The following is an 18,649-nucleotide window of genomic DNA, read 5'->3' on the forward strand; positions in this document are numbered from 1 at the left end:
TAGTACTGATTTTCGCAGGGTTTGTTGTTCTTCTTGTTCTTGTGCTTCTTGATATTCTGCGATCGCTTGAGTATCTACTAAGTTTACCCGGTTATCGCTGTCATCAGTGAGGATCTCTTCTGAGACTAGTCTCACCATATCGCCACCAGGGACTTGGGTTAAGCCACCACGCTGGGTACGACGTAAATAATTGACAAATCGATAAACTAGCAGAGGTTGATTACGTACTGGTCGCAGGCAATATTCCTCTACACTGGCAAATAGCAAGGCGCTGCGTAAGCGCGGATCGGTGGTAAATTCCGAGATAAAAGCCATTTGCTGTTGCATGTAGTTATCGCTTTGCAACAGTTCTTGAATGACTTCTTGTAAGACATCCAAAACTGAACGTTGGCGATCGCGACTCAGAGCCACCCATGTCTGAATTTTATTTCGTAATGTGACTAGACTTCCCAAGCGAGTCAGTAAATTCTTATAAGCAGCTTCTCGTCCTTTACCCAAATAACGCTGATTTAAAATCTTCCAGCGATATTCCATTGCTTGTTTGAGAATATCTGATTGTTTTGGATCTTCAAATCGCTGTTGATTGCTGCCTAATAGCCAGCGAACTATACTTTCTTTACTAGCTGTGGGTTGTTCTGGACACTCAACTTCCAGTCTTTTATGCCAAAACTGTGCTACCTTATCCGCTTCAGAAGCCATAGTGAGATTGCGCTCCCCGAAACCCTGTTTTAAAGTTTGCTGCATCACAACCTCCATTTTTCACCTCACTCAACTTTTTGACTGATAGTTGCTCCCAATAGCATGATGTCCTGATTGAACATCTACGTGGTTCTACCTTTATTACGTTTTGCCTCACTGGTTTTATGCAGTTACTTCTGCTTTTTCATAATATTTTCATTTTCATATTCTCGGAAATCCTGCTCTTTTAGCAATTTCCCCCGTCACTCGAATATTTAATTTTTGTAAACTCAACTGATTTCTCAACTCAGACATCATGCTGATAAACGCTTATCTAAAGACTGGAATTCAGCCTTCTTTAGCCTTCTTTACCATTGGCAACTATATTTGCTCTAATGCCTAGACGTCGTTTTTGCTCATTTAGTTTCACTCCTGTGGGTATACTCTAGTATTTTTAAGGTATGAAAAATTTTACTTTACCGAAAAACCACAAAATACGTATTTTAAGTAACATATTATCTAGTAAAAATACATAAACACAGCCATCCGATTTTGGATTGAGGATTGATTCCACGGATAAATCCGCTTTCTTATACCATCAAGGGATTATCGCTAAAAGCAGCATGAATTGTCGCTCAAAATAATTTGAGAGAAAATACCATACAAAATTATTCTCAAAAAGCGATTAAAAGTTTCATAGTACCCTTTAGGGTACTTTTAATAGAATGGTAAAAACTTAAAACTACTGAATGTCTTTATAAAAATTTTGAACTTTTGTAGCGGTACATAGAACTATGCATTAACCATAAAATTAGTCAACAGTAACCAGAACTTGGACTGTAGACTGTTGACTCTAGATGTTGAACTGTAAAAAACCCCACCGTATATCAGTAGAAGTTGCTTTACATCTATAGCATTGGTGTTTTCTTACCTGATTAAAGATTACTACGTCTAGATATTATGGGATTTTCCACAGCTAATCTATACTGCTCGACTTCTTCTGTGTAGCCTATTGGTAGAACAGCTTCCACGTTTTCGTGAGGGCGAGGGATAATGACCCAGGTTTCTAGGACACCGCCGTAAACGTTCTCTACTGCTTCTACACCAGCAGCGATCGCAGTTTTCACTTCTTGAATATCACCTCGCACATTCACAGTAAAGCGAGCACTACCAGCTCTTATATAACCTACGAGGGTGACTCGACCTGCTTTCACCATCGCATCTGCCGCAGCTAATACGGCAGGAAAACCCTTAGTTTCAATTGATCCAACTGCCTGTAGTGGCATTGGTTGTCTCCTATATCAGTAAAAGTATGTGGCGCTACCAATTAATTGTACGAAGGTTCATACATTTCTTATAGAGTTAAATCTATCATCTTTATTGTTCCAACTAATAAGTAAACTGGATAATTTGGGAGCTTATTCAGAAAATACGAAATGGCTCTGATTTTCTAGTGAAATGTATGGGTAGAACAGATTCTACATTCTCTGGTGGGTTGGGAACAATATAGTGAGTAATTAGTTGACCACCATCACCTTGAGCCTGATTGCAGGCTTCTATACCTGCTGCGACTGCTCTTTTTACTTCAGCAACCTGTCCTCGCACCGCGACTAGAAAACGAGCGCTTTCTGCTAAACCATAGTATACAAGGGTAACTTCAGCAGTTTTGACCATTGCGTCTGCTGCTGCTAATACAGGGGGAAAACCTAAAGTTTCGATCACTCCAACCGCTAATGGCATGGCTCGACTCTCCAAAAGTTTGGGCAGATGTGATATTTATTCTACGATGTTGGGGGAGTTGGGAAGATAAGGGGACAAGGGAGTGTGGGGAGAATTATTTAACAAGTCTTTTCCCAATGACCAATGACCAACAACAGTTGTAGTTTTCTTATGATATGTTTATGAATTGTAATGAAGTTTATGACTGGAGACTAAAAAATTAAGCAGATTCTTTCCTGGTTCCCAGTCTCCAGTCTGCGATCGCTTGTTATTTGACATGAATTGGAGGTGGAGATGATTCAGTCTGAGTCCCAATCAGGGATTGAAATTGCTGCAATTAGGCAACTTACAGAATCTACCTCTATTACTCTGGCTGAAAGTATTAAACAGATAGCGATCGCCACTCCTTTTAGTTCCCAACCAATTCTCACAACTTATGTGCAAAGTGGTACTGGTGGGACGCCGTTGCTATTAATTCACGGCTTTGATAGTTCTGTGTTGGAATATCGCCGTTTGTTTCCATTATTGGCAGAAAAACATCAAACTTGGGCAGTAGATTTGTTAGGTTTTGGGTTTACAGATCGACCCACAGGAATCAAGTTTAGTACAGCAGAAATAAAAACTCATCTTTATCATTTCTGGAAAACCTTGATTGACCAACCGATAATTTTGGTTGGTGCTTCCATGGGTGGTGCGGCAGCGATTGACTTTACACTCACCTATCCCGAAATAGTCAAAAAATTAGTGTTAATTGATAGTGCTGGTTTGATAGGTGGTTCACCATTAGCTAAATATATGTTTCCGCCCTTAGATTATTTAGCTGCTCAATTTTTGCGTAATCCTAAAGTACGTCAAAGTATTAGTCGTGCTGCCTATAAAAATAAAAGCCTAGCTACCATAGATGCTCAGTTATGTACAGCTTTACATTTAGAATGTTCCAATTGGCAACAAGCTTTAATCGCCTTTACTAAAAGTGGTGGTTACACTGCTTTTCGGTTTAAAAAATTGGGAGAAATTCAGCCTCCAACCCTAATTTTATGGGGTGATTCTGATCGAATTTTAGGTACTAAAGATGCTCAAAGATTTAACAGGGCGATTCCTAATAGTAAGTTAATTTGGATTCAAGATTGCGGTCATATCCCTCATTTAGAGCAGCCGCAAGCTACTGCACAGCATATTTTAGAATTTAGTAGTTAAATCTAAGTAAATCTTGACTGGAACTTGTAGATTAATAATGTCTTTTAGCGCCTACCCAAAGATAGGCGTGAAAGCACAAAAATCTTGATTACTAAGCTTATTAGATTGATGATTTCTAATCCTATTTCAGAGAAATTGGATATACCCAATCGCGATAATTAGGATCTCTATTTTCTGTAATTGCTGTTAATTTATCTCGGAGTTTTTCAGCAATTGGTCGATGTTCTGACAAGTAATAATTCTCAATTCTTTTGACTGGTACAATTTTAGCTGCTGTACCACATAAAAATACTTCATCAGCAATCAAAAGCTCAGATTTATCTACAGGACGTTCTACTACTGGAATACCAAAATCTTCGGCTAATTTGATCACACTATCTCGTGTAATTCCCTCTAAAATATCCTGTTCAAAGCCAGGGGTAATAATTTTACCATTTCTCACAATAAAAATATTCATACCAGAGGCTTCACTAACTTTCCCCTGGGAATTCATTAAAATTGCTTCGTCAAAACCAGATTCAACTGCTTCGGTTTTGGCGAGGGAAGAAGTAATGTAAGCTGCGCTAATTTTCCCTCGTAATGGGAAGCTAATATCTTCTTGTCTACACCACGAACTAATTCGACAACTAACTCCTTCAGGTGATAAATAATCTCCTAATTCTAATCCATAAATAGCGAAGCTTCTATCTATATTATGTAATCTGGGAGCAATACCTAAATCAGAAGTGAAGACAAAGGGACGAATATAGAAAGAATTGGTAGGTTGATTCTTTTGAACAAATTCGACTATACCTGTTTTAATTTTTTCGGCTGAGATATCATAGTGTAGGAATTTGGCACTTTGACTTAATCTTTGACAGTGACGATCTAATCTAAATAACAAAATTTGTGCGGAGTTTTCAGGATCGGGAATACCACGCATTCCACCAAAAGCAAGAGTTCCATAATGTAAAGCGTGAGTCGCAATAGAAATAGTTGCTTCTTGAAAAGGTACTAATTTATCTTGAAAGTAAGCAAAAGGTAAGAAATTGTACATAACAAATTTTCCTGTCGTCTTCAACTATAGCAATCCCAGTTGGACTAAAAAAATACTTGGTCTTAGAGTATACTTTAAAACTAAGATTTTATTCAGCCTGGTGATTATAAAGATATTCTAAATATATTGTTGGTGAATTAATAACCTACAATTTTTGTAGGGTGCGTTAACAACGTAACGCACCATTCAGGATATTGTTGGTGCGTTGCGCTAGCGCTAACACACCCTACCGAGTCAAGATTTTGTATTTTATTTAATCAAGTAACCACATTTGATTAGAGTTATCTGCTGGTTCGGTAGGTGGTTGAGGTGGTATTCTTTGTGCTGTGGGTGCGTGGTGTGATTTTCTATAGGTTAATGCTTTGGGTATTTCTTTTTCTTTTTTAGGTTTATTTAAATTATTAATCTCTTCTGTCAGCTGGGAATTAGCTTGTGCAAGTTGTACAGCAGCTTGCTTGGCTTCTTCTAGGTTTTTTGTGAGACGTTCCACTAGTTTATCTTTTTCAGATAAGGCTGATTGCAAGTCACTAATTTCTGTTTGCAGATTTTTTTGATTTTGCTGTGTTTCTTCTAAAGAAGTCTGCAACTGTTTGATAGCTGTATTTTTTTCAGACAAAGTTGATTGTAATTCACTCAGTTGTTGTCGGAAGTTTTCTTCGTTTTGGCGTGTCTCTTCTAAAGATGTTTCCAATTGTTTGATAGTAGCTTCTGAATCAGTTTTAGTTGGAGTTGCGCGTTTATTTTTAGCAGCAGATTCTTCTGTGGTTGGGTTAGTTTCCTCTGGTACTTCCTCAGCAGCAACATCAATTACTGGTTCTACTTCTGGTGATGATATTTTATGTGCTTCTTCTTGTAATACATCGGCAACACGTTTTCTAGTAGCCATGATTTCTATTTTCTCCAGTCACGTTGTAATTCTTCAGCTACGCGGTGGTAGTCTGAATGTGCCTCATTTGCATTTTTACCTCGCCATTTAGTAATCGCCACACCCTCTAGTGCTGCTCGTTCGTGAGCTTTGTAAGTACGGATAAAAGCATTACAAACTGGAATTCCCAATTGTATGAGTGTATTTTGTGCTTCCAATGCTTCCCCCAAACTACGGGTATCTACTTTAGTCAGAAGCACGCGATGGGCAATTCCCGCAGGTATGACTGCGTCTCTAACTGTATCAATTAGAACAGCTAAATCCATCGGTGCTGGCGGTGTGGGCAAAACTAAATAGTCTGCGATCGCAACTACCGCTTTCAAGCTTGTAGACTGTAACGCTGGAGGTGTATCGACCACCACTAAATCGTATCCTTCTATCTTACGCAGACGAGCTAAGTTTTGGGGGTCTGTCGCCTGAGATAGATCAAATCCCATACCGTTTTGACTACGCCTATACCACCAACTAGCAGATCCTTGAACATCTGCATCTACTAGAAGAACTTTTTGTGCTTCTGCAAAAGTTGCAGCTAGGTTGACTGAGGTGGTTGTTTTCCCAACTCCCCCTTTACCGTTGAGGATAGCGATAATTCTAGGCACAGATTAATTTTAAGATGCTCTCTTCACCGACTATACCGCGTTGTGTGACATCAAGAGTAGACTGCTTTGAAAATGAGGATTGGGGATTGGGGAAGAGAAATTGTCACAATAGATGAGAAGTGCTGGATAAAAAAGTAGAAAAAGTAGATAAAAAAGTAGCTATGACAGTAACTCAAAATTTCCCAGTTAGCCCCAACATACCCCAATTACAGCGACGACTGAAATTACTTTTTCAGCCAGTCAAATATGTTGAAGATTTTGCCAAAGTTTATGGAGACAATTTTACTCTGTGGGGTAAGAACAAAAATAATCCTCCCCTAATCTACTTCAGTCAACCCGAAGCACTAGAGCAGATTTTTACCGCCAATCCTAGCCATTTTGAAGTAGGCAGAGGAAATCGAGTATTAAGATTTATGTTTGGTGATTACTCTGTACTTTTACAAGATGGCGATCGCCACCAGCGCCAACGTCAACTCTTAGCACCTCCTTTTCACGGCGATCGGATGCGTGCTTATGGTGAAACTATCCGGGAAATTGCTCAACAGGTAAGTAATAAATGGCAAGTTGGTAAACCGTTTGATATCCGCGCTTCTATGCAAGAAATCACCTTGCGGGTAATTTTACGGGTAGTGTTTGGTTTGGAAGAAGGACAGCATTTAGAAGAACTCCAGCAATTGGTTTCTGCTTTTTTGGAATTTGTTAGCGCTCCCTTAATGTCAGCTGGTTTCTTTTTTCCGTTTCTGCAAAAAGATTATGGCTCATGGAGTCCTTGGGCAATAATGCAAAGGCGCAAACAACAAATTGATGAGATAATTTATGCTTTAATTCGCCAACGTCGGACAGAATCTATTCAAAATCGCCAAGATATCTTAAGTTTATTGATGTCTGCGCGTGATACCGACGGAAAAGCGATGTCAGACGAAGAGTTACACGATGAATTGATGACGCTGTTAATTGCAGGTCATGAAACCACTGCTTCGGCTTTGACTTGGGCTTTTTACTGGCTTGACTATTTACCAGAAGTACGAACAAAATTACTGCAAGAATTAGACACTCTAGGAGATCAGCCAGAACCAAATGCGATCGCCAAGCTACCCTATCTCACAGCAGTCTGTCAAGAAACTTTACGAATTTACCCAATTGTCATGACTGCTTTCTTTCGGGTTGTCAAATCTCCTATTGAAATTATCGGTTATAAATTGCCAGTGGGTACGGTTATTGTTCCGAGTATTTACATGGCGCATCATCGCGAACAAGTCTACCCACAGCCAAAGCAATTTAAACCAGAACGCTTTTTAGAAAGACAATTTTCCCCCTATGAATTTTTACCCTTCGGTGGTGGAAATCGTCGCTGCGTAGGTATGGCGTTTGCAATGTATGAAATGAAATTAGTACTAGCAACTATTGTGTCTCAGTATCAAGTTTCTTTAGTTAATAAACGTCCAGTGCGTCCAGTACGTCGGGGTCTAACTGTAGCCACACCTGCGGGAATGCGGATGATTGCAACGTCACAGGTAAAGGTGTAAACACAGGCGATTCTAAATTGACCTACATTACGAATGTATCGACCTACATTGCGAATGTATCGACTTACATTACGAATGTATCGACCTACATTGCGAATGTATCGACCTACATTACGAATGTATCGACCTACATTGCAAATGTATCGACTTACATTACGAATGTATCGACCTACATTGCGAATGTATCGACCTACATTACGAATGTATCGACCTACATTGCAAATGTATCGACTTACATTGCGAATGTATCGACTTACATTACGAATGTATCGACTTACATTACGAATGCAGCCGTCTGTACGGTTTATTTAAGAACATCTTTATATTGATTGATCGTGCGATCGCGTCCCAGAATAGCCTTAAAAAGAAGTCGAAAGTTGCTGTAAAGAAAATTGTGTTGTATCACCAGTTCAATTCCCAGAAGCAAGTTTTGATCTATTCTGGAGTAGAAATAATCCAAAAAGCGCGGTGAATCATGGTTGTGAAGTTGCAGCGACCAATATTAGTAGGAGGACTAGGACTATCGTTCTCCCTGTGGATTTTAGAGAGTTGGCACGATTCGATTGTGCAACTGGGAGAATATAGTGTCCTCAGTTTGTTATTGGTGGGCGGTGGTTTGTTGTTGTTAAAGCAAAATCGCAGTAAACAGGATTCGCATATACTCGATAGTTTACCTGTGGATCGAGAAACCGTAGAAAGTGCGATCGCAAAAACTGAAACTGTAATTAATCATCTTGCAGGTGAAGCTGAAAATGATGTAGAGACGTTACATGTAACATCTCTACTGCGAGAAAAAATTCCTCAACTTTATACCGAGTTAGATAGAAAAGAAATTCATCTAGCTGTGACTGGTGGTAAGTCGGTGGGTAAAACCACCTTAATTCAAGTATTAACATCTAACTGGCGTCCAGGAATAGGACGTCAAATTTGTCTGCAAGAGATAGCGCCTTTGTTTGTAGAAGCAGGCGAAAATTCAGATGCAGCTGCATTAGCACAAGCAAAAGCAACTGATTTCATTCTGTTCCTGACAAACGGGGATTTGACAGATACAGAATATCAAACCATCCAGCAACTACAAGCAGAAAAACACCGCCTGATGCTGGTTTTCAATAAACAAGATCAATATTTGGCAGATGAACGCGCTAGTATATTGCTGGCTTTAAAACAGCGAATGCAGGAGAACATAGTAGCGATTTCAACTTCTCCCCTTCCTGTGAAAGTCCGCAAGCACAATGATGATGGTTCTGTGCAAGAGTGGATGGAACAACCAGCGCCAGACATAGAACAACTAACACAGCAACTAGGTGAAACTTTAGCACAGCAAGGACAGCAGCTGGTATGGGCGACTACGATGAGAAAAGCGCTGTTGCTCAAAGCTGAAGCTAAAAACTGGTTAAATGGGGTAAGATGCGATCGCGCTAACCCAGTGATTGAACAATATCAGTGGATAGCTGCTGCTGCTGCTTTTGCTAACCCTGTTCCCGCTTTGGATATTTTGGCGACTGCGGCAATAAATGCCCAAATGATTGTAGATTTAGGTAATATCTATCAGCAGAAATTCTCTCTCGAACAGGCGAAAACCGTAGCCGGGGAAATGGGTAGCTTGATGCTAAAACTCGGCTTAGTTGAACTTTCTAGTAAAGTTATTGGTACTGTTCTCAAGAGTCACGCTGTTACCTACGTTGCTGGTGGTGCAGTTCAAGGTGTGAGTGCAGCTTATCTCACGCGGTTAGCTGGACTTAGCTTAGTAGAATATTTCCAACAACAAGAAGTAGCAGTAAATTCAGCCAATAGATTTAATATTGAGATACTGGGACAAACTTTGCAAAAGGTATTTCAGCAGAACCAACAGGTGGGATTTTTGCAGGGATTTGTCAAGCAAGGCGTGAAGCGTTTGTTACCAGAAGTTGCTGATGAAAAAATGATTACTGCTGAAACAGTTGCTTAGATTTGGTGATTGTAAGTTACAACAAAACCTACAAAATTTGCCTATACGGACTAAACTTTCTGAAAGTCGTGTAGGCGTTTTTGTATATGTGGTTATGGATGTAACAAAAAATAGCGATAATATTAATTGAAGTAGGTAGATAAAAAGAAAGTTAACTCCTTAAGGTTGTCATTTTTCATTTGTGATTGATCATTGGAAAGAGTTTCAGTAATTTTATATTTTTTAACATAGTTGTTGTTATTTTTACCTACCTACTTAGAAGAAATTTAAACATTTATGAGAAAATGAGCGATTGCCCTTGTATTTTCTCCTTTTTTGCGGGTTCTGGTTTTCTAGATTTAGGTTTTGAAAATAGCGGTTTTAATATTGTTTATGTTAATGAAATTTCTCCTTCATTCCTGGAAGCATACCGTTATGCACGCTCTTGTTTGAATCTCCCATTAGCAGAATATGGTTATCATTGCGGGGAAGAAGCAGATGTTGCTAAACTCACTGAAAATTTGCAATCTCTACGCTTACAGGAATTAGTACAAAACACTCGCAAATCTACTAATATAATTGGCTTTATTGGTGGTCCTCCATGTCCAGATTTTTCTATAGGTGGTAAAAACAGGGGCTATTTAGGAGAGCGAGGTAAACTTTCAGCCTCTTATATTGAATTAATTTGCCAACAGCAACCAGATTTTTTTTTATTTGAAAATGTCAAAGGTTTGTTGAAGACTCACAAACACCGTTCATTCTATGAATTACTGAAGCATAAATTAAAAAAAATCGGATATATATTAACAGAGCGTTTGATTAATGCTGTTGAATACGGTGTACCTCAAGATCGAGATAGAATTATTCTGATTGGTTTCCATCGCAAGCTCATTCTTGATCTGGGAATCTCTATCTCGAAATTTACTTTTCCTTGGAATCAATATGCTGTATATAATAAAGAAAGAGTTTTTGCCTATCCTTGGATAAAATGTGAAAAATTTCGAGAAAATTCTATATCACCTTGTCCACATAATATCCCTGGAGACTTAACAGTTGAATATTGGTTTGAGAAAAACAATGTTGTTTATCATCCCAACGCTCAACATTATTTTCAACCAAGAGCAGGCATCAAAAAATTTGCTACGATTGATGAAGGAGATGATTCCAAAAAATCATATAAACGTCTGCACAGATGGCGTTATTCTCCTACTGCTTGCTATGGCAATAATGAAGTGCATTTACATCCTTATAAAGTGCGGCGAATATCTGTGGCTGAAGCTTTAGCAATACAATCTTTACCTGCAAGTTTTGTACTTCCAGAAAGTATGTCATTAACTAATATGTTTAAAAGTATTGGTAATGGTGTACCTTACTTAGCATCGAAAGCCTTAGCTCAAACTATCTTGGAATTTTTAGGACTTTCACAAGACCATTACAATTGTCAACAGTAGAGATGTAATTAGGTGTGTCTCTACTCTAGTCTCGACAAAGCAGTACTGGTTTTCCGGCAAAATGCTAAGAATTGTAGATTTATTTATTAAAATAGTCTTAAAGTTTTATAAATCTTTTAGAACTAATTACTGGTAATAAAGCAATGGCAGCAGAATATCCAGATCATGATATTGATATTGCGCCATATATAGATCACACTCTGCTGATACCCACAGCTACGACTGAGCATATTGAACAATGGTGTGAAGAAGCACAAAGGTTTAACTTTGCAGGGGTTTGTATCTACCCCAGCTATATACGCCTAGCGGCCGAATTACTCCACAATAAAACGCCGAAAATTTGTACGGTAATAGGTTTTCCTACTGGAGCGACGACTTCAGCAGTGAAATTGTATGAAGCTCAAGAAGCGGTGGAAAATGGTGCTACTGAATTAGACGTAGTAATCAATTTGAGTTGGTTAAAAGCTGGTAAAACTGATGAAGTCCATCGAGAAATTGCTGAGATTTGCGAAGAAACTGGGCAACTAGTAAAGGTAATAATAGAAACCAACCTACTGACGGATGCCGAGAAAAGGCTTGCTACGGAAATATGTATGGATGCAGGAGCAGCTTTCATCAAAACCTGTACAGGTTGGAATGGAGGTGTAACAGTGGCTGATGTGCGTCTGATTAAAGAGGTAGCACGGGAAAGAGTTGGAATTAAAGCTTCGGGTGGTATTCGTACTATTGACCAAGCCCTAGACTTAATTCTAGCAGGTGCTACGAGATTAGGAACATCTTATAGTGTCGATTTACTAAAACAGCGCGATACGCTGGAAAAGAGTAGTCATGAGAGACGCGATTAATCGCGTCTGTACAATGGTCATTGGTCATTGATTAATAGTTGCTAACTACTTGTTACAAAGGACAAAGGACAAATAACAAATGACAAATGAGTAAAACATATAAAGCAACTGGTATTAATCTTAAAACTCAGGCTTTTGGTGAATCAGACCGACTTGTGACAGTTTTGACACAGGAATTTGGGCTGATTCGTGCGATCGCTCCTGGTTCTCGCAAACACAACTCCAGCTTGGGTGGTAGGAGTGCAATGTTTGTAGTTAACGAATTATTGATTGCCAAGGGGCGATCGCTCGATAAAATTACACAAGCACAAACTATAAAATCTTACCCACGTCTAGCTCAGGACTTAGTAAAATTAGTTGCCAGCCAATACTTAGCCGAAATCGCACTCTGTCAGGCTTTAAGTGAACAACCCCAAATAGAATTGTATGAGTTACTAAATGAACATCTCGAACGGTTAGAGAATTTACCTAACACAGATCCACCTGGTGTTGTAGCCTATCTAACACATGGTGTATTTCAGCTTTTAGCTTTGGCGGGATTGACGCCACAAGTACAAATTTGTTGTTTAACTGGACGCACTTTGAAACCAGATTTTCAAGACCCCCACTCGCGAGTCGGATTTAGTGTCAGTGCTGGTGGAACTGTTTGTTTAGCTGCTTGGGAACGCTTGAAAAAGGAAGGAGACAGTAAGAAAGTAGCAGAAGGCGAGAGGGTGAGATATAGTGTTTCTCCTCATACCCCTATACCCTTACACCCACCCTTAGTGATAGACACGGAGTGGCTTCCAAAGGTAGCCGCTACGCGTCTACATCCCCCTAAACCCCAAGCCTACGAAACTATCACCCATCGCCAAGAAATACCAGCCCTTTCTAAGCGGTTGGATGCTGAAGAATTGACCATACTCCAGCAGCTGTCGCAATCAGAGATAATGCTAAATGCAGCCGAAAAAAATAGCTGGTTATCTGTTGAGCAAATTTTGCGTCAGTATGCTCAGTATCATTTTGGTCGTCCTATTCGCTCTGCTGCCTTGATTGACTCTTATTTTGCTGCTAACCATGATGCAATCGTCTAATTTGGATAAAAAAGTCCTGCCGCTATCACCAAGCCATGTTAAAAAACACAATACAACATCAACCCCTAGATCACAAAATCACCTGAGTGTAGTTCGCGATACCACATCGAGTCCCAGTCAAATTCATCGCCAAGAAATGTCTGCAAAAGACGTTTCTCAAGACGATCAGAATAAAACTTGTATATCGCCAGCAGCTAAAACCGATGTCCCAGGGGAAGCCAACTTTCATCAACCAAATGCAGCTGTGTCTCAAAAGCCAGATGGGGAAAATAAATCTGTAGACACAGAATCAACTTCTAAAGATACCCAAGAATATGGATTTTGGCCAGTATTGAAAAACCCTAATTTTTTGGCTCTTTGGGGTGGTCAAGTCTTTTGTCAATTGGCAGATAAAGTGTATCTAGTGCTGATGATCGCTTTGATCAATACTCATTTTCAGACGGGCGCTCAAACCATTAGCGCTTGGGTGTCAGCACTGATGATGACTTTTACTATACCTGCTGTGTTGTTTGGTTCCCTCGCTGGTGCGTTTGTAGACCGCTGGTCAAAAAAGATGGTACTCGTAGGAACAAATATTTGGCGCGGTATCCTTGTTTTAATCATTCCTTCATTATTGTGGTTAACTCAGGATTGGCAACCGATCGCCATGTTACCTGTAGGTTTTGTGATCATTTTGGGGATTACTTTTTTAGTCTCGACACTCACACAGTTTTTTGCACCAGCTGAACAAGCAGCAATTCCTTTAGTCGTCAAAGAGAAGGATCTACTCTCAGCTAATTCTCTTTATACCACCACCATGATGGCATCGGTGATTGTTGGCTTCGCCATTGGTGAACCACTGTTAGCAGCAGCTGATCAGTTGTGGTTACTTCTTGGTGGTAGTGACGGACTTGGTAAAGAAATAGTTGTCGGTGGTAGTTATGCGATCGCTGGACTAATCTTACTGCTACTAGTAACCAACGAAAAACCCCACGCACCCACAAAGGAATCTCCCCACATTTTTGCCGATCTGCGGGATGGTCTGCGTTTTTTAGGGAAAAATCATCGCCTTCGCAATGCTCTGATTCAATTAATTATCTTATTTTCTGTATTTGCAGCGCTAACAGTTCTAGCTGTCCGTATGGCAGAAGTAATTCCTAATTTAAAACCACAACAATTTGGCTTTTTACTAGCATCTGGTGGTGTGGGAATTGGCTTGGGAGCAGTAATTTTAGGTCAGTTTGGGCAACGCTTCTCTTATACTCATTTAAGTCTAATTGGCTGTGTTGGCATGGTTGCGTCCCTGATTGGTTTATCAATATTTACACAACAGCTATGGGCTGTCTTACCTTTAGTAATGACCTTGGGTATTTTCGGGGCGTTGGTGGGTATACCCATGCAAACAGCAATTCAAACCGAAACACCTACAGAAATGCGTGGTAAGGTTTTTGGTTTACAGAATAATGTCATCAATATAGCCCTAACTTTGCCATTAGGATTGGCAGGTGTCGCAGAAACTTTTGTTGGTTTGCAAGCTGTATTTTTAGGATTAGCAGCGATCGTTTTCTTAGGTGGTTTATTAAACTGGTATATTTCGCTCTCTAGTGTGGATTAACGCTTTTGTGTTAAGCTTAAATTCATAATAAAATCTTGCATATTACCAGATAAAGATCATGTCTACATCAGCTAGGCGCAGTTTTAGCGTCTAGTTAGTTTGTAGTCAGTTCCTATCTCAAAACCGACTCATAAACAAAATAAATAAATTCAAGGATTTTTTGATAAAAAACATAAAATTTTGTGTGTTAAGTGGGTGCTGGCTGTGATTTATGATAAATCAACAAGCCAAAAAAAAAGTAAAATCACAAACAGCAGCAGAATAATGGTAAAAAACTGATCAATTAAACCCGCTTTTCCCATAAATTAATCAATAAAGAATGCGTATAGCTTGGATTGGAAAAAAATCGCCTTTTTGTGGCAATGTTACCTACAGTCGAGAGATTACGAATGCTTTACTAGAGCAGGGACACGAAGTTAGCTTCCTGCATTTCGCTCAAGAAGAGTCCAAGCCCGACAACTGGCCAAATTGTCCAGAAGTCCCTTTGCCCTTCATTTATAAGTCCCAGGTTTACACTATTCCCACTTTCAAAGCGACTAAAGTTTTAACTCAATCGCTGCGGCGGATTAAACCGGACATTGTTCATGCTTCTCTCACCTTATCTCCCCTAGACTTTGTTTTGCCAGAAATTTGTGAGGAGCTAAACTTACCATTAGTTGCGACTTTCCACACACCCTTTGCAGGTAAAGGAGCAAAGCTGGTATCAGGAACCCAACTATTGGCTTATCAACTCTACGCGCCCTTTTTAGGCAATTACCATCGCGTCATTGTATTTTCCCAAATTCAGCGCGAATTATTAGCACGCATGGGTGTGCCGTCAAAAAATATTGCTGTCATACCCAATGGCGTGGATGTTAATAAATATTCTCCTGGTATTTCTCAAGTTAAAGCAGAATTTGATGCCGATCGCCTGTTTGTTTACCAAGGACGGTTAGCTCCAGAAAAAAACGTTGAAGCTCTACTGCGTGCTTGGAAGCAATCAGAAATGGCGCCAACAAGCAAGTTGCTGATAGTTGGCGATGGCCCCCTCAAGTCTTCTTTAGAACCTTTTTATAACTCCGAGAATGGCATTCACTGGTTAGGATTTGTAGCTGATGAAGAACGACGAATCGAGATTCTACGAAGTGCAGATGTATATATTTTACCTTCCTTAGTAGAAGGTTTATCTTTATCTTTATTAGAAGCAATGGCTTGTGGGGTAGCTTGTTTAGCCACTGATGTTGGAGCCGATGGAGAAGTTTTAGAAAAGGGAGCAGGTGTAATTATTAACCCTAAATCAGTGCGACCCCAACTGAGAACCCTACTACCATTATTTCAAGATCACCCTGAACTCACAACTTTGCTGGGGCAAAAAGCTAGAAAACGAGCCTTAGAACGCTACACCCTTAGCGGTAATATCGCTCAGTTAGAACTGTTATATGAAGAAGTTGTTCAACAACAAAGCTTACAACTAAGCCGAGGAGCTTGAGGGAATAGGGGATCAGGGATTGGGGATTGGGGAATAAATTTTCATATTCCTTTCAGCCTTAACTGAATCTTTATTGCTCATCACAATAGACCTCTTGCATGAATATTTGAAACACCTCCATTTAAGGTGTAACTCAAAAAAACAAGTCTTCTTAGTGTCTTAGTGTCTTGGTGTTTCAGTGAAATTACCAAGACACAAAGCAAAATTAATCTAGAACGGGGTTTTGAGGATTTATGCAAGAGGTCTAATACTAGACGGACTTTGTTTGTGTAGCCGCAATTTATCATTCCTAGGGCTAGGTGCTGATAACTGATAACTGAAAAAACCTAATCCAACTCTCGCCGTCCTTCCAAAGCTCGTGCTAGCGTCACCTCGTCAGCATACTCTAAATCACCACCTACTGGTAAACCAAAGGCAATTCGTGTCACCCTGGTAAATGGCTTGAGTAACTGACCGACGTATAGTGTCGTCGTCTCTCCTTCTACACTCGGACTAATTGCTAAAATGACTTCTTTGGGTTTTTGTTGACTGACTCGCCGTACCAAAGGTTGAACTGTTAATTGTTCTGGACCGATACCATCAATCGGTGAAATTACTCCACCCAAGACATGATATTTCCCTTTGTACTCTCTAGTTTTTTCTAAAGCAATCACATCACGGGAGTCTGCTACTATACAAATAGTAGTGTTGTCCCGACTAGGATTACGGCAGATTTCACAAACAGGTTCAGCAGAAAGGTGAAAACACTCTTTACACAAACCTATTTGCTTTTTAGCTTCAATCAAAGCTTGTGCTAAAGCTTCTACTTCTGCTTCTGGACGTTTCAAAATGTGCAACGCTAGTCTTTGGGCAGTTTTTGGCCCCACTCCAGGTAAGCGTTGCAATTGTTCTATTAGGCGTGCTAGAGGACGTGCGTAAACCGTAGTTCTATCTCCAGTATGTTCGTACTATAACTATAATGGCATTCTGAAAAATTTTTGAGGAAATTTCGATCGAAATCAGGAAATCTTGTAGATGGGCGTGTAGCTTTACTACAAGCACGCAGAGATAATTAAGAGGAGATTGATTATGGCAGCTCAGGTTTGTGAGAGACTAATCTTTAATGGCGAAATAATCCCAATGACATTTCGTCTGCAATTGCTTGAGCAAAAGCCTAGAGTGATGAAGTTAAATGATCAAGATATAAATATAGATAACGATAGCCCCTTAACATTCTCAACAACTTGCTGGCGGTTCCAAATCGGAATTTGGGAAATCAAAAATGGTCAATTATATCTAGTAGATGTATTTGGCCTTTACAAAATGCTTGGCAAAGCTGCAATTCCTGCTAACTGGTTCAGTGGGTTGATCAAAATTCCTCAAGGGAAACTGCTTCATTATGTTCACATGGGCTTTGGTTCCGTGTACGAACAAGAAATTCATGTAAAAATTAAGAACGGAAAAGTAATTCAGTCTCGTGCTATTGATAACATACAACCCCGTTGCAGTAGCCTTGATGAGTGTGAGAACTTATATGATCATGGTGACAATGGATGGTAATAAGTTTGTGCATTGTACACCAAAACATGCATTGTGTAAAGTCAGTGCATATTTAACTAGCAATTCTAAATTTAAGAATGGATCACGGAAAAACTATTTTGTGATCAGCCGCTTGTCCCAGATAAAGATAGGCAGCAGATCGCAGCACAATTTCGGAGAACTACCTTATATTATGAGAATTTTTAATATTATGAGAATTTTTATCAACAATTTCCATGAGCTAGCTCATAGTTAGAAGAGAAAACGTTAAATTGGGGAAGGAAAAGTTAAGCAAGCTTGAGCAGGGCGGTTCAACGATGCGAGTCACGGTTGAACAACTACGGCAAATCTCACTTCTTTCTGGATTAGAACTCGATCAGCTTGCACAGTTACAAATTCATGCTGTGATCAGGCCATATTCCCGTGGTGAAATTATTCTGCATGAGGGCGATCGCTTGCCTGCTCAACTCTTCACGGTTCTCAGTGGCAAAATTGAAATCAAGAAAACTGCTACCACGGGTAAGGAAACGATTTTACGGACGTTACCTGCTGGAGAACTATTTGCTGCGCCTGCACTATTTGGCAACGGTTTAGCCCCAGCAACTGTAGTGGCTGAACAGGATTGTCAAATTCTCACTATCGAACGTACTGCCTTACTGGAAATGATTCAGAAAACGCCAGAATTTGCATTGCAGATTATTGCAGTCCTGAATGAGCGCCTTCAGCATCTCCATCAAATTGTACATGGATTGGCTTCAGAGCGGGCGATTGTGCGGTTGGCGCAATTCATTCAGAGGGCGGCGATCGCAGAGGGAACGGACGTTACAGAACAGGGATTATGCTTGCGATCGCGTTTGCCCTATTCCCAGATTGCTGGCAGTATTGGAATTACCTATGAAGAATGTGCGCGACTATTCAAGCAAATCCAGACGATCGTCACTTACCATCGGGGTGGCAAAATAAGAGTGTTAGATCAGGCAAAACTAGATGCGATCGCCCAAGGTGAATATGATGTTTAGAAGAAATTTTTGTATGCAGGTACAGTAGCAACTAATTAACTAAGCACGAATGACAAGTAACAAATGACCAAAGA

At 39.9% G+C, this 18,649-nt stretch carries 16 protein-coding genes and 3 pseudogenes; 12 read left to right on the forward strand and 7 right to left on the reverse strand.

Going from position 1 to position 18,649, the window contains the following annotated elements; translation table 11 throughout:
* The 3 genes and pseudogenes from ACE1AT_RS16445 to ACE1AT_RS16455 all read right to left on the reverse strand — a co-directional run.
* Positions 1 to 756: pseudogene (locus tag ACE1AT_RS16445) on the reverse strand (hypothetical protein); the annotation flags it as partial.
* Positions 757 to 1,613: 857 nt separating this feature from the next.
* Entirely contained in the window at positions 1,614 to 1,964 is a 351-nt protein-coding gene (locus ACE1AT_RS16450; RefSeq protein ID WP_374870162.1) for a carbon dioxide-concentrating mechanism protein CcmK, read from the reverse strand.
* Positions 1,965 to 2,100: 136 nt separating this feature from the next.
* Entirely contained in the window at positions 2,101 to 2,418 is a 318-nt protein-coding gene (locus ACE1AT_RS16455; RefSeq protein WP_017310890.1) for a carbon dioxide-concentrating mechanism protein CcmK, read from the reverse strand.
* Positions 2,419 to 2,691: 273 nt separating this feature from the next.
* Here ACE1AT_RS16455 and ACE1AT_RS16460 point away from each other — a divergent pair, with 273 nt between their 5' ends.
* A complete protein-coding gene (locus ACE1AT_RS16460; protein WP_374870163.1) occupies positions 2,692 to 3,594 on the forward strand; it encodes an alpha/beta fold hydrolase in 903 nt (300 codons plus the stop codon).
* Between the two features lie 121 nt (positions 3,595 to 3,715).
* Here the strand turns inward: ACE1AT_RS16460 and ACE1AT_RS16465 are convergent, their stop codons facing one another.
* The 3 genes from ACE1AT_RS16465 to ACE1AT_RS16475 all read right to left on the reverse strand — a co-directional run bounded on the left by ACE1AT_RS16465 (position 3,716) and on the right by ACE1AT_RS16475 (position 6,154).
* On the reverse strand, positions 3,716 to 4,630 hold the full coding sequence (locus tag ACE1AT_RS16465; protein ID WP_374870165.1) for a branched-chain amino acid transaminase: 915 nt from the start codon (positions 4,628 to 4,630) through the stop codon (positions 3,716 to 3,718).
* Between the two features lie 253 nt (positions 4,631 to 4,883).
* Positions 4,884 to 5,516, reverse strand: a complete 633-nt coding sequence (locus ACE1AT_RS16470; RefSeq protein WP_374870167.1) for a hypothetical protein — start codon at positions 5,514 to 5,516, stop codon at positions 4,884 to 4,886.
* Positions 5,517 to 5,521: 5 nt separating this feature from the next.
* Positions 5,522 to 6,154, reverse strand: coding sequence for a ParA family protein (locus tag ACE1AT_RS16475; protein ID WP_374870169.1), 633 nt, complete (start codon positions 6,152 to 6,154; stop codon positions 5,522 to 5,524).
* A 161-nt stretch (positions 6,155 to 6,315) separates the two neighbouring features.
* On the opposite strand from ACE1AT_RS16475, the gene ACE1AT_RS16480 reads away from it, so the two are divergent.
* The 9 genes and pseudogenes from ACE1AT_RS16480 to ACE1AT_RS16520 all read left to right on the forward strand — a co-directional run bounded on the left by ACE1AT_RS16480 (position 6,316) and on the right by ACE1AT_RS16520 (position 16,038).
* Positions 6,316 to 7,680, forward strand: a complete 1,365-nt coding sequence (locus ACE1AT_RS16480) for a cytochrome P450 (RefSeq protein ID WP_374870220.1) — start codon at positions 6,316 to 6,318, stop codon at positions 7,678 to 7,680.
* Between the two features lie 33 nt (positions 7,681 to 7,713).
* Positions 7,714 to 7,992 carry a hypothetical protein gene (locus ACE1AT_RS16485; protein ID WP_374870171.1) on the forward strand — a complete coding sequence of 93 codons (279 nt, stop codon included), beginning with the start codon at positions 7,714 to 7,716 and terminating at the stop codon, positions 7,990 to 7,992.
* A gap of 163 nt (positions 7,993 to 8,155) precedes the next feature.
* On the forward strand, positions 8,156 to 9,628 hold the full coding sequence (locus tag ACE1AT_RS16490; RefSeq protein WP_374870173.1) for a YcjF family protein: 1,473 nt from the start codon (positions 8,156 to 8,158) through the stop codon (positions 9,626 to 9,628).
* A gap of 284 nt (positions 9,629 to 9,912) precedes the next feature.
* Entirely contained in the window at positions 9,913 to 11,058 is a 1,146-nt protein-coding gene (locus ACE1AT_RS16495) for a DNA cytosine methyltransferase (protein WP_374870175.1), read from the forward strand.
* A gap of 143 nt (positions 11,059 to 11,201) precedes the next feature.
* Entirely contained in the window at positions 11,202 to 11,903 is a 702-nt protein-coding gene (gene deoC, locus ACE1AT_RS16500; protein WP_374870177.1) for a deoxyribose-phosphate aldolase, read from the forward strand.
* Between the two features lie 86 nt (positions 11,904 to 11,989).
* Positions 11,990 to 12,584 (forward strand): annotated as a pseudogene (gene recO / locus ACE1AT_RS16505) (DNA repair protein RecO); the annotation flags it as partial.
* 140 nt (positions 12,585 to 12,724) lie between these two features.
* A pseudogene (locus ACE1AT_RS16510) lies at positions 12,725 to 12,976 on the forward strand (DNA repair protein RecO); the annotation flags it as partial.
* Positions 12,963 to 14,570 carry an MFS transporter gene (locus tag ACE1AT_RS16515; RefSeq protein WP_374870222.1) on the forward strand — a complete coding sequence of 536 codons (1,608 nt, stop codon included), beginning with the start codon at positions 12,963 to 12,965 and terminating at the stop codon, positions 14,568 to 14,570. The pseudogene ACE1AT_RS16510 and the gene ACE1AT_RS16515, both read left to right, overlap by 14 nt.
* Positions 14,571 to 14,889: 319 nt before the next feature.
* A complete protein-coding gene (locus ACE1AT_RS16520) occupies positions 14,890 to 16,038 on the forward strand; it encodes a glycosyltransferase family 4 protein (protein WP_374870179.1) in 1,149 nt (382 codons plus the stop codon).
* Between the two features lie 326 nt (positions 16,039 to 16,364).
* On the opposite strand, the gene recR is transcribed toward ACE1AT_RS16520, so the two are convergent.
* A complete protein-coding gene (recR, locus tag ACE1AT_RS16525; protein WP_374870181.1) occupies positions 16,365 to 16,922 on the reverse strand; it encodes a recombination mediator RecR in 558 nt (185 codons plus the stop codon).
* 184 nt (positions 16,923 to 17,106) lie between these two features.
* Here recR and ACE1AT_RS16530 point away from each other — a divergent pair, with 184 nt between their 5' ends.
* Positions 17,107 to 17,577: a hypothetical protein gene (locus ACE1AT_RS16530; RefSeq protein WP_374870183.1), complete on the forward strand. Its 471-nt coding sequence runs from the start codon at positions 17,107 to 17,109 to the stop codon at positions 17,575 to 17,577.
* A gap of 296 nt (positions 17,578 to 17,873) precedes the next feature.
* Complete coding sequence (locus ACE1AT_RS16535) at positions 17,874 to 18,575, forward strand: Crp/Fnr family transcriptional regulator (protein ID WP_374870185.1); 702 nt, start codon at positions 17,874 to 17,876, stop codon at positions 18,573 to 18,575.
* Positions 18,576 to 18,649 lie beyond the last annotated feature (74 nt).

This window comes from Pelatocladus sp. BLCC-F211, from assembly GCF_041928655.1.
Taxonomy (GTDB): domain Bacteria; phylum Cyanobacteriota; class Cyanobacteriia; order Cyanobacteriales; family Nostocaceae; genus Pelatocladus.